Source organism: Rhodanobacter sp. OR92, from assembly GCF_000427545.1.
Taxonomy (GTDB): Bacteria; Pseudomonadota; Gammaproteobacteria; order Xanthomonadales; family Rhodanobacteraceae; genus Rhodanobacter; species Rhodanobacter denitrificans.
In genome coordinates this window covers 1-23,455 of sequence record NZ_ATYF01000016.1, presented here as the reverse complement: position 1 = coordinate 23,455, position 23,455 = coordinate 1, and the positions used below count along the sequence as shown (strand labels likewise).

Genomic DNA, 23,455 nt, shown 5'->3' with positions numbered 1-23,455 from the left:
GCGTATCGGTCACGACCACGGCACGACAAGGATGCGCACCATGCATCGATGGCTGACGAGTAAAAAAAACCCGGCCGAAGCCGGGTTTTTTCATTGCGTGTTGCCGCGATCCGATTACTGCTGAACCTGCAGCTCCGTGCGACGATTCTGCGCACGACCGGCATCGGTGGCGTTGTCACCGATCGGGTTGCTCTCGCCATGGCCGATCGGGCCTTCCAGACGGCTGGCAGCGATGCCGTGGCTGGTCAGGTAGTTGTAGACGATCGAGGCGCGACGCTCGGACAGGGCCTGGTTGTACTCGTCGGTGCCCTTCGAGTCGGTGTAGCCGGCAACCGTCACCTTCACCTGCGGGTAGCGCTGCAGGGTGTCGATGGCCTGGTTCAGCACGGCGATCGAATCGGCGCTCGGCTCGGCCAGCGACTTCGAGATGTCGGTCTCGCCCTTCTTCGGGCGGTCGTACTTGAAGTTCACGCCACGCAGGTCGATCACGACCTTCTGCGGGCAGCCATCCGGACCGACGATCGTGCCGGCAGCCGTGCCCGGGCACTTGTCTTCGCAATCATTGACGCCGTCGCCGTCGCTGTCCTTCGTGGAGCAGTCGGCCGGCGGCGGGGTTGCCGCAACCGGAGCCGGGGCGGCGGCAGCCGGAGCGCCGAAGCGCGACACGATGCTGAAGCCGAGGAACCAGTCGCCATAGCCGTCCTGCGCCGGCTGGGTCTTGTTGTCCCAGTCGTAGCGGTAGCCGGCTTCGATGCGCACGTCGGAGCTGTCGGTGATCGTCTTGGACACACCGCCGCCCAGTTCGGCCGCCGGGGACCAGCCGCTGTCACCGCGCGAATGATGGTTGCTGCCCATCACGCCGGCCAGCAGGTACGGACGCCAGGCGTTCCAGTCGCCCGCATAGAAACGCACGGCGGCGCCAACGGCATTATTGGACCAATTGCCGCCGCCGACCTGGGAATCGCGATCGCGCTTGGTGCGGTCCGCGAAAAGATCAATCGACGCATTCGGCGAAATGAACCGACCCACGCCCAAGCCATAATAGAACTGGCGGCTATTGGTATTGCGGTCGGTATCGTTGTAATAACCGCCCACGGTCGGTGCGATATACCAGCGCCCGTCATAGGAGGACGAGGTAGCCGATTCGGTAGCGGCGGGAGCAGCCGTGTCCTGCGCATGAACGGCACCTACGCCGCCCAGGGCCAGCGCAATCAGAAAATACAAGCCCTTACGTTTCATCAGGTGTCTCCTCATTTATTAGGTTTCGCGTCCGTTCAACCCTAACCGGAAGTCGCGCGTCAGAACTGAACTACGTCACTCAGAGCTTTCGATAGCCCCTGCTTGGCGTTTATGCGGCAAGCGGCGGGGATTGTAGCAAAATCGTTAAGCAGGAAATGCTTCAACCGCTAATGAACCCTTTGCCGGTGAAGCTCCGTTCAGGAAAGCTCATTGGCTTGCGCACGCCCGAATCCTTCGGAAAAACCCGTGCCGGCCGGGTGTATGCAGTCGTCGCGTTCGTACATCGCCGGAATGGCAGACGGGTGGCAGGGACACAGCCTCCAAATCGACTCCGTCCCCGCCTTAATCTTCCACTCACGTCGTCTTTACAATGTGAAGAGTCCCAGGAAATGATGCAGCGGCATTGCATCCAGTCGTGCCGGATTCTCCGCGGCCGCCATGATTGCCTGGACCTGATGCGCCGGCAAATGGCCACGCATGGCCGCCTCGAACTTGCGCAGCAATACCGGAATGCCCTCGGCGCGGCGCGTGCGATGGCCGATCGGATAATCGATCGAGACCTTTTCCGTGCTGCTGCCATCCTTGAAGAACACCTGCACCGAATTGCCGATATAGCGCCTGGCGGGATCGAAGTAGTCGCGCGTGAACTGCGGGTTCTCGACCACCGTCATCCGGTCGCGCAGTGCGTCGATGCGGGGATCGGCAGCTACCTCGTCGTTGTAGTCGCTGGCCACCAGCCGACCGAAGATCAGCGGCACCGCCACCATGTACTGGATGCAGTGGTCGCGGTCGGCGTAGTTCGCCAGCGGTCCGGTCTTGTCGATGATCCGGCAACCGGCTTCCTGCGTCTCGATGACGATCTTCGCGACCTGGTCGAGTCGGCCGGCGACTTCGTCGTGCAGCTTCATCGCGCATTCCACCGCAGTCTGCGCGTGGAATTCGGCCGGGTAGCTGATCTTGAACAGCACGTTCTCCATCACGTAGCTGCCGAACGGGCGCTCGAATTCGAACGGCTTGCCCTTGAACGCCACGTCGTAGAAGCCCCAGGTCTTCGCCGACAGCGCCGACGGATAGCCGACCACGCCGCGATATACCGCGTTGATCGCATGGGTCACCGCGCGGCGGCAGGCGTCGCCGGCGGCCCAGCTCTTGCGCGGGCCGGTGTTCGGTGCATGGCGATAGGTGCGCAACGCACCGTTGTCGATCCAGCTGTGCGACACCGCGGTGGTGATCTGCTCCTTGTCGCCGCCGAGCATGGCGGTGGCCACCGCAGTGGAGGCCAGCCGCACCAGGATCACGTGGTCCTGGCCGACCCGGTTGAAGCTGTTCAGCAGCGCGTAGCAGCCCTGGATCTCGTGCGCCTTGATGGCGTAACCCAGTACGTCGCGTACGGTCAGCGGCCGGCTGCCTTCGCGCTCCGCCTTGCGGCTGAGGTAGTCGCCCACCGCCAGGATGCTGCCGAGGTTGTCAGACGGATGGCCCCACTCGGCCGCCAGCCAGGTGTCGTTGAAATCGAGCCAGCGGATCTGCGTGCCGATCGCGAACGCGGCCTGCACCGGATCCAGCTCGTGGCTGGTGCCCGGCACGCGTGCACCGCCCGGCAGCGTGGCGCCCGGCACCAGCGGGCCGAGGTGCTTCACGCATTCGGGAAACTTCATCGCCAGCATCGCGGTGCCCAGCGAGTCCAGCAGCATGTAGCGCGCGGTGTCGTAGGCCTCCTTGGAGTCGATCTGGTAGTTGACCACGTAATCGGCGATGTCGACCAGCGGCTGGTCGGGATCGGGACGGACGGCGGAACGGATGTCGTGCGCACTCATGATGAAATCTCGCGGCGGGAAAACTGCCATTTTAGCCGACTACGGGAGCGAGGATCTCCCGTGCGTCGCTTGACCGCGACCATGCCGCGCCCCGACAATTCCCGCTCGCCCAAAAGGGAGTAGTTCCCGCGGCAGGCTTGTCCGCCGCGGTGCAGTGATCGTCAACACGAGCGAAGCATCGCTCCGGTCACCCGGCAGTTGTCCTGCGAACGAGACTTTTGCGGTGGCCACGGGCCGCGCGCGCCCGTGGCCACTGCATCGTCCGACGCGCACGGAAACATCCATGAACTTCACTGCTCCCGACTTCTTCTCCGGCCTGCTAGCCATCGTCCTGCTCGACCTCGTGCTGGCCGGCGACAACGCCATCGTCATCGCCATGGCCGCCAGTCGCCTGCCCCGGGAACTACAGAAGAAGGCAGTGTTCTGGGGCACGTTCGGTGCTGTCGCGGTCCGTTTCGCGCTGACCGCCGTGGTGGTCTACCTGCTGAAGCTGCCGGGACTGATGCTGGCCGGCGGCGTGCTGCTGCTGCCGATCGCCTGGAAGCTGCTGAACCACGGCGACGAGCACGGCCCGGACATCAAGGCCGGCAACACGTTCTGGAGTGCGTTGCGCACGATCATCGCCGCCGACGCGCTGATGGGCCTGGACAATGTGCTGGCGATCGCCGGCGCCTCGAAGGGGCACCTGCTGCTGGTCATCCTCGGCTTGCTGATCAGCGTGCCGCTGGTGGTCTGGGGCTCGACCCTGATCCTGAAGCTGATCGACCGCTTCCCCATCATCATGTACATCGGCGCCGCGGCGATCGCGATCACGGCCGGGCGCATGATCGCCCACGACCATCTGCTCAGCGGCTGGTTCGATGCGCACGCCTGGGCGAAGTACGCGCTGGACGCGCTGGCGGTGATCGGCATCTGCGGCGGTGGCTGGCTGGTGCAGCGGCGACGGCAGCGCCTGAAACTTTCGGTCAGCTGAGGCATCACGGGGCGCATCGACGCACGCACGCCGAAGACCCCTGCGGCGCGCTCAGTACATCATCGCCACCCTGACCGTCACGGTGGCGTCGGGCGTATCGCGGGTCACGCCGACACCGAGCGTGAAGTTCATGCTGCGCCTGTCGCTGAAGCGATAGGAGCCGCCGATCAGCAAGGTGCCCAGCACGCTCTTGGCCGAACCGGGCACGGTCTTGCCGTTCTGTTTGGTGATGCCGATGAAGCTCTGGTCGTAGCCGATGCTGATTGATGCCTTGTCGTTCAAGGCCAGGCCCATGCCGACGCTGACATCGACAATGTCGCCCACCCGCACCGTGCCCAGCGGCTCCTTGCCGCCCAGCAGTACGGTACGGCTGACGTTGTGGCGCGGGAAGTTGTGCAGGTAACTGAGGTTGCCGAAGAACACCACCGGGTCGGACGGGAACAGCCAGGTCACTCCCGGCTGCAGCGCGTAGAAGCCAGAGCCGGTCGGCAACTGCAGCGGCAGCCCCCTGTTTCTTGCCTGCTTTGCAGCAAACACCTCGACGCAAATCCCGGGCCACTCGGAAAGCCCCGTCTGCGTCGGCGCGAACCGTAGAAAAATCAGCCCACTGGGCGACAAGTCGACCAACGGACGATAGTCCGGTTCATTCTCATGAACCCGGGAGCTGACTCACCGCTGCAACATGGTTCCCTGTCGCCATGCCCGCCAACCGCGCGGCGGCTTCGCCCGGCGACATCGGACGACCCGGCAACACGATGCTTACACCCTGTAACCGGAGTGATACGGCACGAGAACCCTGCGCTCCGCGTGGCCGAAAGTGGCCATGCGCCGAGTCAGTTTCGGTTCAAGAATTTTTTCGTCCCCGATACGGAAAGGGAGCCTTGCGGCTCCCGTTCGCGTATCAGGAAAGTCCCTGCTCAGCGCTTGTCGATCGGCACGTAGGCCTGGTCTTCCGGGCCGGTGTAGTTCGCGCTGGGGCGGATGATCTTGCCGTCCTGGCGCTGTTCGATCACGTGCGCGCTCCAGCCGGAGGTGCGCGCGATCACGAACAGCGGCGTGAACATCGCGGTGGGCACGCCCATCATGTGGTACGCGCTGGCCGAGAACCAGTCGAGGTTCGGGAACATCTTCTTGAGCTCGCCCATCACCTTCTCGATCCGTTCGGAAACGTCGAACAGGGTCGGGTTGCCGCCGTCGGTGCACAGCTTGCGCGAGACTTCCTTGATGATCTCGTTGCGCGGGTCGGACACGGTATACACCGGGTGGCCGAAGCCGATGATGATCTCCTTGCGCTCGACGCGGGCACGGATGTCGGCCTCCGCGTCATTGGCGTTGCGGTAGCGCGCGATGATCTCCATCGCCACCTCGTTCGCGCCGCCGTGCTTCGGGCCGCGCAGCGCGCCGATCGCGCCGGTGATCGCCGAGTAGATGTCCGAACCGGTGCCGGCGATGACGCGGGCGGCGAAGGTCGAGGCATTGAACTCGTGCTCGGCGTACAGCACCAGCGACTTGTCCAGCGACTGCGCGTGCAGGTCGCTCGGCTTGCGCCCGTGCAGCAGATGCAGGAAGTGCGCGGCGATCGAGTCGTCGTCGGTCTCGGCCTCGATGCGCTTGCCGTTGTGGCTGAAGTGGTACCAGTACAGCAGCATCGAGCCGAAGCTGGCCATCAGGCGATCGGCGATGTCGCGTGCGCCGGTGACGTTGTGGTCGTCCTTCTCCGGCAGCACGGTGCCGAGCACCGAGCAGCCGGTGCGCAACACGTCCATCGGGTGGGTGGCGGCCGGCAGCAGCTCCATCGCGGCCTTCACCGGCGCCGGCAGGCCGCGCAGGCGCTTCAACTTGGCCTTGTAGTTCTGCAGCTCGGTCCAGTTCGGCAGCACGCCGTGCACCAGCAGGTAGGCCACTTCCTCGAAGCAGCCCCTGGCCGCGAGGTCGTGGATGTCGTAGCCGCGGTAATGCAGGTCGTTGCCGCTGCGGCCGACCGTACACAGCGCGGTGTTACCCGCGGCCACGCCGGACAGGGCGACGGATTTCTTGGCCTTGGGCAGGACTTGTTCGCTCATCGGAAATCTCCAGGGTGCAGGTTTGTTCTTTCGATTTCGGTAGGAGCCCGCTTGCGGGCGATGCTCCTGCTCTGGTGCACCCCGAAGGCAGAGCATCGCCCGCAAGCGGGCTCCTACCGCAATGGTGGTCAGCCCTTCTGCGAGAACAGCGAGTCGAGCTTGTCCTCGTAGGCGTGGTAGCCGAGGAAGTCGTACAGCTGCTCGCGCGTCTGCAGGGTGTCGATGATGTTCTTCTGGGTGCCTTCGCGGCGCACGGTCTCGTAGAAGTTCAGCGCGGCCTTGTTCATCGCGCGGTAGGCGCCGCAGCAGTACAGCGCGATGTCCACGCCGGCTTCGCGCAATTCGTCGGTGGTGAAGAACGGAGTGGAGCCGAACTCGGTGAGGTTGGCCAGGATCGGCACCTTCACCGCGGCCTTGAACTTGCGGTAGTCGTCCAGCGTCCTCATCGCCTCGGGGAAGATCATGTCGGCGCCGGCCTCGACGTAGGCCACCGCGCGCTCGATCGCCGCGTCGATGCCCTCCTTTGCCGCCGCGTCGGTGCGCGCCATGATCACGAAGCCCGGCTCGGTGCGCGCATCCACCGCCGCCTTCACGCGATCGACCATCTCCTCCTTCGGCACCACTTCCTTGCCCGGACGATGGCCGCAACGCTTCTGGCCGACCTGGTCCTCGATGTGCACCGCGGCCACGCCGACGTTGATGAAGGAACGGATCGCGCGCGCGATGTTGAAGGCGCCGCCCCAGCCGGTGTCGATGTCGACCAGCAGCGGCAGCTGCGTGGCATCGACGATGCGCCGCGCGTCGGTGAGCACGTCTTCCATCGTGCTGATGCCCAGGTCGGGCATGCCCAGCGAATTGGCGGCCACGCCGCCGCCGGACAGGTACAACGCCTTGTAGCCGACCCGCTTGGCCATCAGGCCGGCGTAGGCGGTGATCGCGCCCATCACCTGCAGGGGCTGTTCGGCGGCGACGGCGGCGCGAAAACGTGCGCCGGGAGATGCTGGCTGTGTCATGTGGCCTCCATCAAAGCGGTCATTTTAGCCCATGCCAGTCCGTGGCCGGGATTGGACCTTCCGCCATGCGCGACGAGCCGCCACGGCACCGGTCCGGCTGAGCCCATGCCGCGACGCAAGTTCCTGCGTGACGAATCCGCCGCCACCCCGTACATTCAGCCGGATGAGCACATCGACTCCTCTCGCAAAACGCATCCTTTGGGGCCTGGTGATCGGCGTGCTGGCCGCCGTGGTCACGCTGGGCATCGGCCAACTGCACCCGCCCACGCTGGCACTGATGCAGAAGGTGTCCGGCGCGGTGTTCGACCCGTTCGGGCAGATCTTCCTGCGCATGCTGTTCTTCGTGGTGATCCCGCTGGTGTTCACCTCGCTGGCCTCCGGCGTGGCCCAGCTCGGCCGGCTGGACCGGCTCGGCCCGCTGGCTGGCCGGACCTTCCTGCTGTTCTTCCTCAATATGGGCATCGCCGTGGCGATCGGCTTGGCGATGATGAACACGGTGCAGCCGGGCCACCACCTGGACGAGCAGGCGCGCATCCAGCTGATGCAGGAATATGGCGGCAGCGCGCAGCAGTCGATCGACAGGAAGGCGGCCCAGCCCGGCATGAGTTTCGGCACGCTGGTGGAGATGTTCATGCCGCGCAACCTGCTCGGCGCGGTGGCCGGCCCCAGCCGCGACGCGCTGGGCGACGTGCTGCCGCTGATCGTGTTCGCGATCTTGGTCGGCGCGGCCGCCACCCAGTTGCGCGAGAAGGAGCGCAAGCGCGTGCAGGTCGCGCTGGATACCATCACCGACCTGATGACGAAGATCGTCGGCTTCGCGCTGGAACTGGCGCCGTACGCGGTGCCGGCGATGATCTACAGCGTGATCGTCAAGGTTGGCGTGGACGTGCTGCTGGCGCTTTCGGTGTTCGTGGTCGGTTGCGCCGTGGCGCTGGCGCTGCACCTGTTCGGCACCATGTCGCTGTGGCTGCGCTTCCTGGCCGGGCGCTCGCCACCGGAGTATTTCCGGCAGATCCGGCCGCTGCTGATCACCGCGTTCTCGACCAGCTCCAGCAACGCCTGCCTGCCCGCCTCGCTGGCGGTGGCGCACGACGAGCTGAAGCTGGCGCCTAGCACGGCCGGCTTCGTGCTGCCACTGGGCGCCACCATGAACATGAGCGGCACCGCGTTGTTCGAGGGCTGCGTGGTGCTGTTCGTGGCCCAGGCGTTCGGCGTGGAACTCACCCTGAGCCACCAGGCCATCCTGATGCTGCTGTCGGTGCTCAGCGCGGTGGCCGTGGCCGGCATCCCGGGCGGTTCGCTGCCGATGATCGCCGGCCTGCTGGCCACGTTCGGCATTCCGCCGGAGGGCATCGGCATCATCATCGGCGTCGATCGCATCCTCGACATGATGCGCACCACGGTGAACGTGGGCAGCGACATCGTCACCGCCACGGTGGTCGACCACCAACTGCGCGAGCGGCTCGCGGCCGCGCCGTAACTCCTCGCACGTGGCGCGGCCGGGCGGCGGGGCCTTGAAGCTGCCCCGCCCGGCCTCACCATCATGGATGGCCGAACGATAGCTACGGCCAATCGCAACCATGTCGACAATCAATTAGATTTATGAAATCGCAGGCCGTAGCATTCCTCCATCCTCCAACCACCACGGGAAGCAAGCAACGATGTCCCTGATCAACACCGAAGTGAAACCGTTCAAGGCCCAGGCCCTCAAGGCCGGCCAGTTCATTGAAGTCACCGACGCCAACCTGAAGGGCAAGTGGTCGGTCGTGTTCTTCTACCCGGCCGACTTCACCTTCGTCTGCCCGACCGAACTGGAAGACCTGGCCGACAACTACGCCGAGTTCCAGCAGTTGGGCGTGGAGATCTACTCGGTGTCCACCGACACCCACTTCGCGCACAAGGCCTGGCACGACACCTCCGACGCGGTGAAGAAGATCCAGTACACCATGGTCGGCGACCCCACCGGCACGATCAGTCGCAACTTCGAAGTGATGATCGAGGAAGCCGGCCTGGCCGATCGCGGCACTTTCGTGATCGACCCGTCGGGCAAGATCCAGATCGTCGAGATCACCGCCGGCGGCATCGGCCGCGACGCCAAGGAACTGCTGCGCAAGGTCAAGGCCGCGCAGTACGTCGCCAGCCACCCGGGCGAAGTGTGCCCGGCCAAGTGGAAGGAAGGCGAGAAGACCCTGGCGCCGTCGCTGGACCTGGTCGGCAAGATCTAAGCATCACCGCGCCATGCGCCGCGGGCCCGGAGTTCTTCCGGGCCCGCACTACCGGAACACAAGCATGAAGCGACGCCCGGGTCCGCCCGGGTGCTCGCCACGCACACCCCGAAGAAACCCACGGAGCCCGCCATGTTGGATGCCAACCTCAAGACCCAGTTGAAGGCCTATCTGGAAAAGGTCACGCAGCCGATCGAGATCGTTGCGTCCCTGGACGACAGCGCCAAGTCCGCCGAACTGAACGAATTGCTCGAGGGAATCGCCGCGCTGTCCGACCGGATCAGCCTGGTCCGCCGCGACGACGACCAGCGCAAGCCCTCGTTCGCGATCAACCGCGTCGGCACCGACATCGGCGTGCGCTTCGCCGGCATTCCGCTGGGCCACGAATTCACCTCGCTCGTGCTGGCCCTGCTGCAGGTCGGCGGCCATCCGTCCAAGGTCGCGGCCGACGTGATCGAGCAGGTGAAGAATCTCGACGGCCCGGCCCCTGATGGCGTATTCCGCTTCGAGACCTATTTCTCGCTGTCCTGCCAGAACTGCCCGGACGTGGTGCAGGCGCTGAACCTGATGAGCGTGCTGAATCCAAAGATCCGGCACGTCGCCATCGACGGCGCGCTGTACCAGGACGAGGTCGAAGCGCGCCAGATCATGTCGGTGCCAACCGTTTATCTCAACGGCGAGGTGTTCGGCCAGGGCCGCATGAGCCTGGAACAGATCGTGGCGAAACTCGACACCGGCGCCAGTGCCCGCGAGGCCGGGAAGATCGCGGCCAAGGACGCGTTCGACGTGCTCGTCGTCGGCGGCGGCCCGGCCGGCGCCGCGGCGGCGATCTACGCCGCACGCAAGGGCATCCGCACCGGCGTGGCGGCCGAGCGCTTCGGTGGCCAGGTGCTGGACACCATGGCGATCGAGAACTTCGTCTCGGTCGACTACACCGAAGGCCCGAAGCTGGGCACAGCGCTGGAGCAGCACGTCAAGAACTACGACGTGGACATCATGAACCTGCAGCGCGCCGAGAAGCTGGTGCCCCCGGGCGAACCCGGCGGCCTGATCGAGGTGCAACTGGCCAACGGCGCCGCGCTGAAGTCGAAGACGGTGATCCTCTCCACCGGCGCGCGCTGGCGGCAGATGGACGTACCCGGCGAAGAGGAATACCTCAACAAGGGCGTGGCCTACTGCCCGCACTGCGACGGCCCGCTGTTCAAGGGCAAGCGCGTGGCGGTGATCGGCGGCGGCAACTCCGGCGTGGAGGCGGCGATCGACCTGGCCGGCATCGTGGCCCACGTCACCCTGCTCGAGTTCGACGGCAAGCTGCGTGCGGACGAGGTGCTGCAGCGCAAGCTGCGCAGCCTGCCCAACGTCGACGTGATCGTCAGTGCGCAGAGCACCGAAGTGCTGGGCGACGGGCAGAAGGTCACCGGCCTGGTCTACAAGGACCGCACCGACGGCGTGATGCACAGCCTCGCGCTGGAAGGCATCTTCGTGCAGATCGGCCTGCTGCCGAACACCGAGTGGCTGAAAGGCACGCTGGAACTCAGCCCGCGCGGCGAGATCGTGATCGACGCGCGCGGCCAGACCTCGCTGCCCGGCGTGTTCGCCGCCGGCGACGCCACCACGGTGCCGTACAAGCAGATCGTGATCGCGATGGGTGCCGGTTCCACCGCTGCGCTGAGTGCGTTCGACCACCTGATCCGCAGCCCGCTGGCCACCACGGAAAACAGGAAGGAAGCGGTCGCCGCCTGATCAGGCAATATCCGCAGGAGCACACCCCGTGCGCGATCGCCCTTTGTCACGTGACGAAAAGCATCGCGCACGGGGTACGCTCGTGCACGAAGCCATCAGCCCTGATCGGGGCCACGCTCCAGCGCACGACGGATATCGTCGAGCGCACCCGGATCGTCCAGCGTGGACAAATCACCCGGGTCGCGCTGCTCCGCCAGTGCCTGCAGCGAGCGGCGCAACAGCTTGCCGGAACGGGTCTTCGGCAGCGCGTTCACCACGTAGACGCGTGACGGTTTCGCCACGCCGCCGAGCTGGTCGACCACGCGCTGCTGCATCGCCTGCGCCACCGCATGGGCACCGTCGCCGGCGTCCTGCTTGAGCGTGGCGAACACGATCGGCACCTGCCCCTTCAGCTCGTCCTTCACGCCGATCACCGCCGCCTCGGCCACCGCCGGGTGGCTGGCCACCGACTCCTCGATCTCGCGCGTGCCCAGGCGGTGCCCGGCCACGTTGATCACGTCGTCGGTGCGGCCGAGCACGAAGGTGTAGCCGTCCTCGTCGCGAACGGCCCAGTCCAGCGAGCTGTACAACAGCTCGCGGAAGTGGCTGAAGTAGCTGTGGACGTAGCGGTCGTCGTCGCGCCACACGGTGGTCAGGCAGCCGGGCGGCAACGGCAGCTGGAACACCAGCACGCCCTTGCTGCCGGCCGGCACTTCCTTGCCGGTGTTCTCGTCGATCACCTTCATCCGGTAGCCCGGCGCCGGCAGGCCGGGCGAGCCGAACTTCACCGTCTTCAGCTCCAGCCCCGGCATCAGGGTGATCGCCGGCCAGCCGGTTTCGGTCTGCCAGTAGTTGTCGATCACCGGCACGCCGAGCGCGGTGGTGATCCACTGCGCGGTCGGCTCGTCCAGCGGTTCGCCAGCGAGGAACAGCCACTTCAGCTTCGACAGGTCGTACTTCTTCAGCCAGCTCTCGTCCTGCTTCTTCAGCACGCGGATCGCGGTGGGCGAGGAGAACATGGTGCGCACCTTGTAGCGCTCGCACAGCTGCCACCAGATGCCTGCATCCGGTCGCGTGGGCAGGCCCTCGTACAGCAGCGAGGTGGCGCCGCCGATCAGCGGACCGTAGACGTTGTAGGAATGCCCCACCGCCCAGCCCACGTCCGAGGTGGCGAACATCACCTGTCCCGGCGCGATGTCGAACACGGTGCGGATCGACAGTGCCATCGCCACCGCGTACCCACCCACGTCGCGCTGCACGCCCTTCGGCTTGCCGGTGGTGCCGGAGGTGTATAGCAGGTAGCTCGGCTCGTTCGATTCCAGCCACACCACCGGCACCTCGGCATCCTCGTGCTGCGCGCGCAGCTCGGCGTAGTCGAGGTCGCGCCCGGCCACCCGGGTCATCTGCGGGTCCAGCTTGCGATCGACGATCAGCACATGCGGCGGCGGTGCCGAGGCCTCGTCAAGCGCCGCGTCGACCAGCGGCTTGTACGGAATCACCTTGCCCGCGCGCATGCCGGCGTCGGCGCAGACCAGCAGCTTCGGCTGCGCATCGTCGATGCGCAGCGCCAGGTTGTGCGCGGCGAAACCGCCGAACACCACCGAGTGGATCGCGCCGATGCGCGCGCAGGCCAGCATCGCGAACACCGCCTCGGCGATGTTCGGCAGGTAGATCACCACGCGGTCGCCCTTGCCCACGCCCAGCGACTGCAGCACCGCGGCAAACGTGTTCACCTCGCGATGCAGCTGGCGGTAGGTGAACTCGCGGGTGATCCCGGTTTCGCTGGAAATCGCCACCAGCGCCAGCTGTTCCGGCCGCTCGGCCAGGTGCCGGTCGATCGCGTTGTAGCAGAGGTTGGTGGTGCCGCCGACGAACCAGCGCCGGAACGGCGGGTTCGACTGGTCAAGGATCTGCCGCGGCGGCACATGCCAGTGGATCAGCCGCGCCTGCTCGGCCCAGAACTGCTCCGGCTCGTCGATCGACTGCCGGTAGAAATCCTCGTAGCGCATGGGCGGACTCCAGGTCTTGGTTGCCGCAAGCCTAGACCAGCCCGGCGACGGCATCATCGCGACGATGGTCGTAGTCACCGAGGACCCCAGGCAGAAACAAGGAGGGCGGCCCATGGCCGCCCTCCTTCGTCTGCAATGAACTTGCGCGCTTACTTCTTCGCGAACAGGTGCTCGACGCCGGCGCGCTCCTCGCGCAGTTCCTTGTCGGTGGCGTCCATGCGGGCGCGCGAGAACGCGTTGATCTCCAGGCCCTGCACGATGGCGTACTGGCCGTTCTTCACGGTCACCGGGTAGCCGTAGATCACGCCCGGGGCGATGCCGTAGGAACCGTCCGACGGGATGCCCATCGAGACCCAGTCGCCCTCTGCCGTGCCCAGCGCCCAGGTGCGCATGTGGTCGATCGCGGCCGAAGCGGCCGAGGCGGCGGAGGAAGCGCCGCGCGCCTTGATGATCGCCGCGCCGCGCTGCTGCACGGTGGGGATGAAATCACTCTCGTACCAGGCCTGGTCGACCAGCGACAGCGCGCTCTTGCCGTCGACGGAGGCGTGGTGCAGGTCCGGGTACTGGGTGGAGCTATGGTTGCCCCAGATCGTCATCTTCTTCACGTCGGTGTTGTGCTTGCCGGTCTTCTCGGCGAGCTGGCTCTTGGCGCGGTTGTGGTCGAGGCGGACCATCGCGGTGAAGCACTTCGGATCCAGGTCGGGTGCGTTCTGCTGGGCGATCAGAGCGTTGGTGTTGGCCGGGTTGCCCACCACCAGCACCCGCACGCCGCGCTTGGCGTGCGCGTTCAGCGCCCTGCCCTGCGGGCCGAAGATCGCGCCGTTCGCCTCCAGCAGATCCTTGCGCTCCATGCCGGGGCCGCGCGGACGGGCGCCGACCAGCAGTGCGTAGTCGACGTCCTTGAACGCGACATTGGCGTCGTCGGTGGCGACCACGCCGGCCAGGGTCGGGAACGCGCAGTCGTTCAGCTCCATCACCACGCCCTGCAGCGACGGCAGCGCCGGGGTGATTTCCAGCAGGTGCAGGATCACCGGCTGGTCGGGGCCGAGCATGTCGCCGGCGGCGATGCGGAACAGCAAGGCGTAGCCGATCTGGCCAGCGGCACCGGTGACGGCAACTCGAACGGGGGCTTTCATCTGTAATCTCCGGGAAGGGGGAATCGGGAAGAGGGAATCGGAAGAGCCACGTGATGGCGGTTTCCCGCCCCGGCTTCCGATCCGGTGGTTTTCAAGTCAACTCGGCAAAGAACTGCTGGATGCGTTGCAGGCCCGGCTGCAACTGCGCCGCCGGGCAGGTGTAGGAAATGCGCATCGCGCGCGGCTCGCCGAAGGCGGAGCCGGGCACGCAGGCGACACCCTTCGCTTCCAGCAGCGCGGCGCAGAACTCCACGTCGTTGGTGATCCTGGTGCCGCCATGGCTCTTGCCGAACGCCGAGGAAATGTCGGGAAACGCGTAGAACGCACCCTGCGGCCGCGGGCAGACCACGCCGGGGATGGCGCTGAGTGCGGCGAACACGGTATCGCGCCGGTCGGCGAACTCGGCGCATTTCGCCCGCGGAATGTCCTGCGGGCCGGAAAGCGCCGCCACCGCCGCCGCGGTAATCACTTCCGGCAGGCTGGTGATGTGGTTGGAGTTGAGCGTGGTGACCGCCTTGGCCACCGACTCCGGCCCGGCCAGCAGGCCCACGCGCCAGCCCGGCATGCCGTAGGTCTTGGAGACCGAGTCGACGAAGATCACCCGCTCGCGCAACGCCGGCTGCGCGTGCACGAAGTTGTGGTAGCCCAGCCCATCGAACACCATCGCGTTGTAGATGTCGTCGGTGATCACCCAGGTATCCGGGTGCTTCGCCAGCACGTCGGCCAGCGCGGCGATTTCCGCGGCGGTGTAGACCATGCCGGTCGGGTTGGACGGGTTGTTGAACAGGAACACCTTCGGCTTGCGCGCCAGCGCGGCGTCGAGCTGGGCCGGGGTGAGCTTGTAGTTCTGCTCCGACCCGCAGTGCATCACGTGGACCTTCGCGCCCACGATGTCGGCGATGTCGCGGTAGGTGGTCCAGTACGGCGCGGCGAAGCAGATCTCGTCGCCCTCGTCCAGCAGCGCCTCGGCCAGGTTGTACAGCACCTGCTTGGCGCCGATGCCGATAGACAGGTTCATCCGCGTGTAGCCGCTGAAGCCGAGCGCCTCGATGTGCCTGAGGAACGCGTCCAGCAACGCCTCGGCGCCGCGGTTGCTGCCGTACTGGCCGGAATCGCGCGAGAGCGACTCGCGCGCGGCGGCGTAGACGTGCTCGCCGGGCAGGAAGTTCGGCACGCCGATGGAGAAGCTGATGATGTCGCGGCCGGCAGCCTTGAGCTGCTTCGCCTTCTCGGCGATCACCATGATCGCGCTGGGTTTGGCGCGGCCGACACGCTGGGCGAGCTGGGGCATGGGTTTCTCACGCAGGGAGGAAACAAAGGCGCGCATTTTATCACGCCGCCCGAACCCGGCGCTGGCCGCCGCCCGTACACACCAGGACGACACGGCCACGGCATGATGGGCGCGCCCGTCCCAAGGGCACCGTGACCTCATCGCAAAGGAGATCCGCATGCACTGGCTTTGGGTATTCGTGATTGGACTGGTCGTCGGCCTGGTGGCCAAGCTGCTGACGCCGGGCAAGGACCCGGGCGGCTTCATCATCACCGCCATCATCGGCATCGCCGGTTCGCTGCTGGCGACCTGGGTCGGCCAGAACGTGTTCGGCTGGTACCAGGCAGGGCAGTCCGCCGGCTTCATCGCCTCGGTGGTCGGCGCCATCGTGCTGCTGCTGTTGTATCACCTGGTCAAGCGAAAGTCGGCCTGAGCGCTGCCCCGGTGGATTCCGGCTCCACCGGGGCATTTTTCAGCCGAGCAGCTTGCCGGCCAGCCCTTCGAGCATGCCCAGGTCGAAGCCGCCGCCCTGTCCCTGCGCCGGCACCTTGCCGTCCGGCGTCAGGTGGTCGACCGCATGCGGCAACACTTGCGACAACCCGCCCAGCAAGACATTCGGATCCACACCCAGCTTGCCCGCGGCCTCTTGTACCAGCGACCCCAGGCCGCCGTTTTGCAGCGCTTGGCCCAGCTGCTCGCCCGACACCGGCTGGTTCGCGCCGGTGCCGACCCACGACTGCACCGCACTGCCCAGCCCGTGCTGCTGCAGCATGCCGACCAGGCCCTGCACGCCGCCTGCCTTCTCGATCAATTGCCCCGCGACGGCAATCAGTGAACCGGCGCCGGCCTGCCCTCCCTGTTGTCCCTGGCCACCGAGCAAATCATTGAGGAATGACATCGTCGTTCTCCCTGGATGGTGATGGATCGGATGCGCAGCCCGCCGATCATAAGCGGCCCGGAAATCCGCCATGACAACGCCACGTGAAGACCCGCCGGGAACGGCCACAAAAAAACCACCGGCGGGCGGCCGGCGGTTTCCTGTGATCCGGGGGTTCCCGGCTCAACCGCGCTGGTCGAGCACCGCGTTCCATTCCGCCACGCGGTCGGCCTGCGCCGCCAGCAGCGCGTCGACGTCGCCGTCCACGCTGACCTTCTCGATCGTGTCGCCCTGCCGGATCGTGTTGACCACGTCCATGTCCGCCGCGTCGACCACCTCGCCGAACACGCTGTGCTTGCCGTCCAGCCACGGCGTCGGACCGTGGGTGATGAAGAACTGGCTGCCGTTGGTGCGCGGGCCGGCATTCGCCATCGACAGCACGCCCGGCTTGTCGTGGCGCAGCGACGGATTGAACTCGTCCTCGAACTTGTAGCCCGGGCCGCCGCGACCGCTGCCCTCGGGGCAACCGCCCTGGATCATGAAATCGGCGATCACGCGGTGGAACGACAGGCCGTCGTAATAGCCGCGGCGGGCCAGATTGACGAAGCTGGCGACGGTAACCGGCGCCTTGTCTTCGTGCAGGCGCAGATGGATCGGGCCGCGGTTGGTGGTGAAGGTGACATTGATGGTCATCGCGAATCCTTGGGTTTGAAGGCGGCTGCGCGCCGGAGCGCCAGCACGCGGACGGTCAAGGATAACCCAGCAATATCTACAGACCCAGCGCGGCGCGCTCCAGCAGGCCGGGCCCACGCGGCTGTGCGACCGGTACCGGCGCGTCGAGCGGCCACGTCGCACCTTCATACAGGTACGCCCACAGCCGATCCAGCGCGGTGTAGCCATACGGCAGCAGCGGCACGTAGTGCTCGCCGAAACCGGGCAGCACGAGGAAGGCGTCGAAGTGCTGCGCGTGCGGCACCTTCCAGTAGATCGGCCGGCGCCCTTCGTCGCGCAGCCATGCCACATAGGGCTCGGAGCTGAACGCAGTGGGCAGCAGGCCGTCGCCGGCGCCGTGCAGCACCCACAGCGGCAGATCCTTGCGCGGCAGCCGCGCCGCGGTGGCCGCGACCGAGGCATGCAGCATCTGCGCTTGGTGGTCGTCGCCGGTCCACAGCGCGCGCAGGCATTCGCTGCCGATCAGGGTGGGGTCGGTCGAGACGTTCATGCCGCCGAACAGGCCGATGCCGTTGCCCGGCGGAATGCCCGAACCATCCGCCCACCAGGTCGCTCGCGTGACGGGATCGGCGATGCCCGGCAACCCGCCCACACCGAGCGCCGCGTAGTGAAAGCCGCACGGCATGTCGCTGGCGCCGCGACGCAGGTAGGCCGAGGCATAACCCGCCGCGATCACCCGCCACAGGTCGAAGGCAGTGGTGCTGGCCGCCGTCTGCATCGCCTCGTCGGTCCAGCCGCGCGCGCGCAGGTACTGCCGCGCCTGCTCCGCCTGCGCCATAACGGTGTTGCCACCGAGCTTGCCCTGTGCGCGCAGGCTGGCGCAGCGGATCGGCCAGGCCGGCAACGGCACGCCGCGCGGCCCGCGCGCCAGCGGCACCGCCGCGAAATCCTCCGCGCTCAGCGCGCACGGCAGCCAGATCGCCGCCTCGGTGGCGTAGTCGTACAGCGCGCGGCCGCGGTCCTGCACGTGCACGTTTGGTTCCAGCGCCACCACGCCGGCGAAAAAATGTTCCTGGTCCAGCCCCGCCGCCTGCAGCACGGCGCCGCCGCCGTTGGAGATGCCGACGGCGATGATCTTCGTGTTCTGCGGGGTGAACGGCGCCTCGGCAGGGAACGCGCGATCGAGCATGGCCAGGGCGAACTGCGCCGCCTGGATCACGTGGCGGCCCCAGTCGCCCTCCGGGTTGTCGCCCGAATGCGCATGCTTGATCGCAATGCCTGCAGCAGGCGACGCCGGCGGCGGCTGGAATTCCAGCTCCGCCTCGCCGCGTTTGGCGCGGCGGCCGTCCAGCGCCACGCCGCTGTCGTCGGCATAATCGAAGTAGCCCGCGCCGGTGCCCTTGTCGGTATAGGCCACCGCGCAGCCATGCGGCAGGCCCCAGGCGCCGGCCAGCGCGATCGCGCCGTAGATGCCGCGCGAACCGGACGAGGCGGTCACCACCAGGCAACGCTTGTGCCGGTCGAAGCCGTCCGGCAACTGCAGCAGCACGCGATGCGGCGAGCGCGCGCCGGGGATGCGCGCGAACGCCTGGTATTCGCGCCCCGGCACGTCCGGCACGCCGCCGTACACGCTGCCGTAGCCGCCCAGCGGGCCGAGGTCGGCGATGCCCTTCCAGCTGGTCTGGATCGCGCGTCGGCGCAGCTCTTCCGCGGCGGGATCCAGCGGGTTGGCGAATGGTGACAGCGGCCCGGCCAGCCCGGCCAGGCCCAGGCCGGCGCTCAACAGGTCGTCGTGGCTACGGTGCTCGGTCACCCGCACCTGGCCGTAATCAACTTCATGCATGGTGGATACCTTCCTCGTCCCGTGGCTGGCACAAGCCGACAGCATGACGGATGCCAGCGCGAACAAGAACAGCAGCGGCGAATGGCGGGTGGATGTCTTCATGCAGCCACCATAGCAAGCGCGGCGGCGGCTGCCATCGTACGAAAGTCCGTGCGGCGAACTCGACGCGGCGCGCGCCGCCGGCTAACTTCAGCTGCATGACGAATCTGCTGATTGCCGACGACCACCCGCTGTTCCGCGCCGCGCTGCGTCTGGCGGCGAGCGAGAACCTCGGCAACTGCAGCGTGCGCGAAGCGGCCGACCTGCCCGCGGTACTCGCCGCGCTGGCCGCCGAGCCGGACACCGATCTGGTCCTGCTCGACCTGCACATGCCGGGCAGCCGCGGCCTGTCCGGGCTGGCCACGCTGCGCGGCCAGCATCCCGGCGTGGCGGTGCTGGTGGTCTCCGCCCACGACGACCCGCGCATCGTGCGCCGCGTGCTCGACCACGGCGCCGCCGGCTTCATCCCCAAGAGCGCCAGCCCCGCCGAGATCGGCGCGGCGATCTGCAGCGTGCTCGACTGCGGCCGCTGGCTGCCGCCCGCGCTGGCCGAGGCCGTGGCCGCCCTGCCCGCCGATCCGGCCGACGCCGACCTCGCCGGCCGCCTCGCCCGCCTCACCGAGCAGCAGTCCCGCGTGCTCGCCCTGCTCGCCGAGGGCCTGCTCAACAAGCAGATCGCCGACCGACTGGGCATCCAGGAACGCACCGTGAAGGCGCACGTCACGGCGATCTTCGAGAAGCTGCGGGTAAGGAACCGCACGCAGGCCGGGATGCTGCTGAAGTCGCTGGAGCTGGGCGAGCCGGGGCGGGCACTGTAGGCGCCTCAATCGACTGCGGACCCCGTCCTTCACCAACACGCTACGCGTTCGCCACGCCGGCCGCCACCCGCTGCAGCACCTGCCGCAGCGCCAGCGGTTTCAGCGGCTTGTACAGCACGCCGATGCCCGCTTCCAGAAGGCGCTGGCGCAGTTCGCCGTCACGATCCGCCGTCAGCATCACGGTCGGCACGCCGGCGTGCCGCAGGTTCAGCTGTTGCCATACTTCCAGCCCGGTCTGGCCGCCGTCGAGGTGGAAATCGAGGATGTGCAGGTCCGGCCGCCACGGCGCCGCCAGCGCCTGGGCAGAATTTCGTGCCGCGTGCACGTGCCAGCCCCAACTGGTCAGCAGGCTGCCGAGCGCCGCGAGCGCGGCCGGCTCGTTGTCCAGCACCAGCGCACGACCAGCCGGCAGCGAGCGCGCCGTGTCGGCGATCGGCGGCAGTCGAATGGCGGCGCGCGCCATCGGCACGTCGAGATAAAACACGCTGCCGCGGCCGGGCCACGACTGCAGCCCCAGCGGATGGCCGAGCAGATCGGCCATCCGCTGCGCGATCGACAGGCCCAGCCCGAGTCCCTGCCCGCCGGCGGCGCTGCCGCGGCGGAATTCCTGGAAGATCAGCTGCTGTTCCTCCACCGCGATGCCGGGGCCGCTGTCCCACACTTCGACACGCAACTGCGTGCCATGCCGGCGCACGCCGAGCAGCACGCGGCCGTGCTCGGCGTAACGCAAGGCGTTGGAGAGGAAGTTCTGCAGCACCCGGCGCAGCAGCTGCGGATCGGAACGCACCCAGCCGCGCGTACCAACCACGTCCAGCCGCACGCCCCGATCCAGCGCGATCGCACGGAACTCGGCGGCCAGCGGGTCGAGCACCTCGGCCAGCGCGAACGCGCGCGGCTGCGGATGCAGGCGGCCGCCTTCAAGCCGGGCCACGTCGAGCAGCCCGGTGAGGAGGCCCTCGGTGGCGGCCAGCGCGCCGTTGAGGTGCTGCGCGGTGGCCGCATCGCCGCCGCGCTCGGTCAGTGCATGGGCGAACAGCTGCGCGGCATGCAGCGGTTGCATGAGGTCGTGGGTGACCGCGGCGAGGAAGCGGCTCTTCGCCTCGTTCGCGGCCTGCGCTTCGGCCGAGGCCGCAGCGAGTTCGCGGGTGCGTTCTTCCACGCGAAGTTCCAGCGTCTCGTTGACACGCTTCAGCGCCGCCTCGGCCTGGCGGAACGCGGTGACGTCGGTGAAGGTGGCCACGAAGCCGCCGCCGGGCATCGGGTTGCCGCGGATCTCGACGATGGTGCCGTCGGGGAAGCGCCGCTCGGACAGGTGCCGGGTACCTTCGCGCATGTGCGCCAGCCGGCGCTGCACGCGCACCTCCACCTCGCCCGGACCGAGCATGCCGGCAGCGATGTTGTGACGGGTCAGCTCGGCCACCGGACGGCCCACCTGCAGCAGCTCCGGCGGATAGTCGAACAGCCGCGCGTACGGCGTGTTCCACGCCACCAGATGCAGCTCGGCGTCGACCACGCAGATGCCCTGGCTCATGTTCTCCAGCGCCGCCTCCAGCACGCGCTGGTTGAAGCGCAGGTCCTGCGCCGCCTCGCCGACGATGGCGACCACCGTGTCCAGATCGTCGCGGCCCTGCCGGTGCACCACTTCCAGCAGCAGGCGCGCGGAGGCGGCACCGATCACCGCGGCCAGTTCGTGCTCGACCTGGGCGGCCCGCACGCTGCCGGCGGGCCCCACCGCCGGCGCGCTGGCGAACAGGTGCTCGACCCGCTCGGGCGGCAGGAAACGCATCGCCAGCGCACGCAATTCGACCAGGCCCACGTCGCCCACGCTGACCGCGCGCGCCACGCGGCCGAAGCGCGAGCCGGCCACTGCCAGCATCACCACGATGTTGACCAGCAGACTCGCCGCCACCGCGCGGCCCAGCCGGTTCCAGTTGCCCAGCCCGAGCAGGCCGTCCGGCGCCAGCCAATGCAGGCCGAGCGGGCCGTCGTGCAGCCATGCCGGTGCGCCGGGCAACAGGGTCGGCAGCGCCGCGTAGACCCAGGCCAGCGTGCCGGCGGCCAGCCCCGCCATCACCGCGCGCGGCCCGAGCTGCGGGCGGTACATCGCCACCAGCATCGCCGGAGTGAGTCCGGCCAGTGCGGAGAAGGAGATCGCGCCGATGTCGGCCAGCGCCTCGTTGCGCGCCAGCAGGCGGCTGTACGCCCACGCCAGCAGGATCAGCACCAGGATCGCCACGCGCCGGTAGTTCAACAGCTCGCCGCGCAGGTCGCCATGCTCGTCGCGACCCCAGCCGGCGCGCACCCGCAGCGGCGCGATGAAATGGTTGACCACCATCAGGCTCAGCGTGAGCGTGGCGATCACCACCATGCTGGTGGCCGCGCTCAGGCCGCCGAGGAAGGCGACCAGCGCCAGGCCATGCTCGCCGCGTGCCAGCGGCAGCGCCAGCACGTACATGTCCGAGGACACTCCGCTGGCGCCCAGCCACGCATCGCCCAGCCGCGCCAACGGCAGGATCGGCAGCGAGATCAGCAGCAGGTACAGCGGGAACAGCCAGCGCGCGGTGCGCAGCTGGCCGTCCTCGCGGCATTCGACGATGCCGGCGTAGAACTGGTGCGGCATGGTGAACATCGCCAGCGCGCCGAGCAAGATCAGCGCGGGGAAGCCGCCGCTGTCCGGCGGCGGCGGCACGCTCGCCGGCAGTCCCGACGGCAGCGCGGCGAACAGCAGCGAGCCCAGCGCCAGCATCGCGCCCAGCTTGAACAGCGACTCGAACGCCATCGCCAGCACCAGCCCGCGGTTGTGCGCCATGGTCGAGGCGCGGCGGGTGCCGAACAGCATCGCGAACAGCGCCATCAACAGCGCCACGTACAGCGCACTGTCCTGCCACGGACTGGATTCGGCCAGCTGGCCCTGGCTGAGGATGCCGTAGCTCATCGCCACCGCCTTCAGCTGCAGCGCGATGTACGGCACGATGCCGATCACCACCACCGCGGTAACCAGCGCCGCCAGCCCGGAATGCCGCCCCAGCCGCACCGCGATCAGGTCGGCCAGCGAGCCGGCGTTGTATTCGCGCACCAGTCGCACCATGCGGCGCAGGAAGCCCAGCGCGAACAGGTACATCAGGATCGCCCCGACGAAGGTCGGCGGCAGCCACCAGCCCGAACGGCTGGCCTGGGTTACGGTGCCGTAGAACGTCCACGAGGTGCAATGGATCGCCAGCGACAGCGCGTACACGATCGCCCAGCGCTTCTCGAAGATGCGCGGCCGGCGCTCGCCGAGCAGGGCCACGCCGAACAGCAGGCCCAGCCAGCACAGCGCGGCGATGGCGATGAGGGTGGTGCTCAGCATGGTGCCAGCGTCGGTGAGGGCGACTTCAGTCGCGACGCTCTGACCTGATTCTTTCGAGCGAAGAGCTTTCGCCCTCCTTCGGAGGCCGAATCACTTTCTCTCGCTTGCCCGAGAGAAAGTAACCAAAGAGAGGGGCACCCCGCTTGGCGCTTGCCGGGCTCCTGCCCGGCAAGTCCGTGAGCCGGGGCCGGGCTTTTCGAACGGGCATCCTGCCTGTGCGAAAAGGAGTCGACCTCCCTGTCGACTCCCGCTGCGCGGCCTGTCGTCCCCGTCTCACCGCCGCACAGGGGCCCCGGGTAGAGCGGCGGGCCATCCTGGCCCGCACCCGGTGAAAAGCTGAAAAGCCAAAGCCGAAGCAGCCCGCTGCTCTGCTGTTGCTGTTGACCTGGC

General features: G+C 67.6%; 18 protein-coding genes. 6 read left to right on the top strand and 12 right to left on the bottom strand.

Annotation, left to right across the window (positions count from 1 at the left end):
- Positions 1 to 114: 114 nt before the first annotated feature.
- Complete coding sequence (locus RHOOR92_RS0109825; protein ID WP_007509871.1) at positions 115 to 1,239, bottom strand: OmpA family protein; 1,125 nt, start codon at positions 1,237 to 1,239, stop codon at positions 115 to 117.
- Positions 1,240 to 1,604: 365 nt separating this feature from the next.
- Complete coding sequence (locus tag RHOOR92_RS0109820; protein WP_007509873.1) at positions 1,605 to 3,056, bottom strand: bifunctional 2-methylcitrate dehydratase/aconitate hydratase; 1,452 nt, start codon at positions 3,054 to 3,056, stop codon at positions 1,605 to 1,607.
- A 283-nt stretch (positions 3,057 to 3,339) separates the two neighbouring features.
- Here RHOOR92_RS0109820 and RHOOR92_RS0109815 point away from each other — a divergent pair, with 283 nt between their 5' ends.
- Positions 3,340 to 4,029, top strand: a complete 690-nt coding sequence (locus RHOOR92_RS0109815) for a TerC family protein (protein ID WP_027490156.1) — start codon at positions 3,340 to 3,342, stop codon at positions 4,027 to 4,029.
- 51 nt (positions 4,030 to 4,080) lie between these two features.
- On the opposite strand, the gene RHOOR92_RS0109810 is transcribed toward RHOOR92_RS0109815, so the two are convergent.
- The 3 genes from RHOOR92_RS0109810 to prpB form a co-directional block, all read right to left on the bottom strand.
- A complete protein-coding gene (locus RHOOR92_RS0109810; protein ID WP_231378362.1) occupies positions 4,081 to 4,566 on the bottom strand; it encodes a hypothetical protein in 486 nt (161 codons plus the stop codon).
- Between the two features lie 380 nt (positions 4,567 to 4,946).
- Positions 4,947 to 6,092, bottom strand: a complete 1,146-nt coding sequence (prpC, locus tag RHOOR92_RS0109805) for a 2-methylcitrate synthase (protein ID WP_027490154.1) — start codon at positions 6,090 to 6,092, stop codon at positions 4,947 to 4,949.
- Between the two features lie 128 nt (positions 6,093 to 6,220).
- Complete coding sequence (gene prpB, locus RHOOR92_RS0109800; protein ID WP_007509881.1) at positions 6,221 to 7,105, bottom strand: methylisocitrate lyase; 885 nt, start codon at positions 7,103 to 7,105, stop codon at positions 6,221 to 6,223.
- Positions 7,106 to 7,268: 163 nt separating this feature from the next.
- Between prpB and RHOOR92_RS0109795 the strand changes: the two genes are divergently transcribed.
- The 3 genes from RHOOR92_RS0109795 (at position 7,269) to ahpF (ending at position 11,073) form a co-directional block, all read left to right on the top strand.
- Complete coding sequence (locus tag RHOOR92_RS0109795; protein WP_015447468.1) at positions 7,269 to 8,585, top strand: dicarboxylate/amino acid:cation symporter; 1,317 nt, start codon at positions 7,269 to 7,271, stop codon at positions 8,583 to 8,585.
- 181 nt (positions 8,586 to 8,766) lie between these two features.
- On the top strand, positions 8,767 to 9,330 hold the full coding sequence (gene ahpC / locus RHOOR92_RS0109790) for an alkyl hydroperoxide reductase subunit C (RefSeq protein ID WP_007509885.1): 564 nt from the start codon (positions 8,767 to 8,769) through the stop codon (positions 9,328 to 9,330).
- 132 nt (positions 9,331 to 9,462) lie between these two features.
- On the top strand, positions 9,463 to 11,073 hold the full coding sequence (gene ahpF, locus RHOOR92_RS0109785) for an alkyl hydroperoxide reductase subunit F (protein ID WP_015447467.1): 1,611 nt from the start codon (positions 9,463 to 9,465) through the stop codon (positions 11,071 to 11,073).
- 95 nt (positions 11,074 to 11,168) lie between these two features.
- On the opposite strand, the gene prpE is transcribed toward ahpF, so the two are convergent.
- The 3 genes from prpE to RHOOR92_RS0109765 form a co-directional block, all read right to left on the bottom strand.
- Entirely contained in the window at positions 11,169 to 13,115 is a 1,947-nt protein-coding gene (gene prpE, locus RHOOR92_RS0109780) for a propionate--CoA ligase (protein WP_255326666.1), read from the bottom strand.
- Positions 13,116 to 13,210: 95 nt separating this feature from the next.
- Positions 13,211 to 14,197: a malate dehydrogenase gene (locus RHOOR92_RS0109770; protein WP_027490152.1), complete on the bottom strand. Its 987-nt coding sequence runs from the start codon at positions 14,195 to 14,197 to the stop codon at positions 13,211 to 13,213.
- Between the two features lie 91 nt (positions 14,198 to 14,288).
- The gene (locus RHOOR92_RS0109765; RefSeq protein ID WP_015447464.1) at positions 14,289 to 15,488 is read right to left on the bottom strand and encodes a pyridoxal phosphate-dependent aminotransferase; all 1,200 of its coding nucleotides are present in this window, start codon (positions 15,486 to 15,488) and stop codon (positions 14,289 to 14,291) included.
- Between the two features lie 157 nt (positions 15,489 to 15,645).
- On the opposite strand from RHOOR92_RS0109765, the gene RHOOR92_RS0109760 reads away from it, so the two are divergent.
- The gene (locus RHOOR92_RS0109760; RefSeq protein ID WP_007509895.1) at positions 15,646 to 15,900 is read left to right on the top strand and encodes a GlsB/YeaQ/YmgE family stress response membrane protein; all 255 of its coding nucleotides are present in this window, start codon (positions 15,646 to 15,648) and stop codon (positions 15,898 to 15,900) included.
- A 39-nt stretch (positions 15,901 to 15,939) separates the two neighbouring features.
- On the opposite strand, the gene RHOOR92_RS0109755 is transcribed toward RHOOR92_RS0109760, so the two are convergent.
- From RHOOR92_RS0109755 to RHOOR92_RS0109745, 3 genes are all read right to left on the bottom strand, one after another.
- The gene (locus RHOOR92_RS0109755) at positions 15,940 to 16,365 is read right to left on the bottom strand and encodes a YidB family protein (RefSeq protein WP_007509897.1); all 426 of its coding nucleotides are present in this window, start codon (positions 16,363 to 16,365) and stop codon (positions 15,940 to 15,942) included.
- 162 nt (positions 16,366 to 16,527) lie between these two features.
- Positions 16,528 to 17,037: a peptidylprolyl isomerase gene (locus tag RHOOR92_RS0109750; RefSeq protein ID WP_027483996.1), complete on the bottom strand. Its 510-nt coding sequence runs from the start codon at positions 17,035 to 17,037 to the stop codon at positions 16,528 to 16,530.
- A 76-nt stretch (positions 17,038 to 17,113) separates the two neighbouring features.
- Positions 17,114 to 18,904, bottom strand: a complete 1,791-nt coding sequence (locus tag RHOOR92_RS0109745; RefSeq protein WP_081660228.1) for a 3-hydroxybutyrate oligomer hydrolase family protein — start codon at positions 18,902 to 18,904, stop codon at positions 17,114 to 17,116.
- A gap of 152 nt (positions 18,905 to 19,056) precedes the next feature.
- Here RHOOR92_RS0109745 and RHOOR92_RS0109735 point away from each other — a divergent pair, with 152 nt between their 5' ends.
- Entirely contained in the window at positions 19,057 to 19,716 is a 660-nt protein-coding gene (locus RHOOR92_RS0109735; protein ID WP_007509904.1) for a response regulator transcription factor, read from the top strand.
- Positions 19,717 to 19,756: 40 nt separating this feature from the next.
- Here the strand turns inward: RHOOR92_RS0109735 and RHOOR92_RS0109730 are convergent, their stop codons facing one another.
- Positions 19,757 to 23,065 (bottom strand): PAS-domain containing protein, encoded by a 3,309-nt coding sequence (locus tag RHOOR92_RS0109730; protein ID WP_027490151.1) that lies wholly within the window; start codon positions 23,063 to 23,065, stop codon positions 19,757 to 19,759.
- Positions 23,066 to 23,455 lie beyond the last annotated feature (390 nt).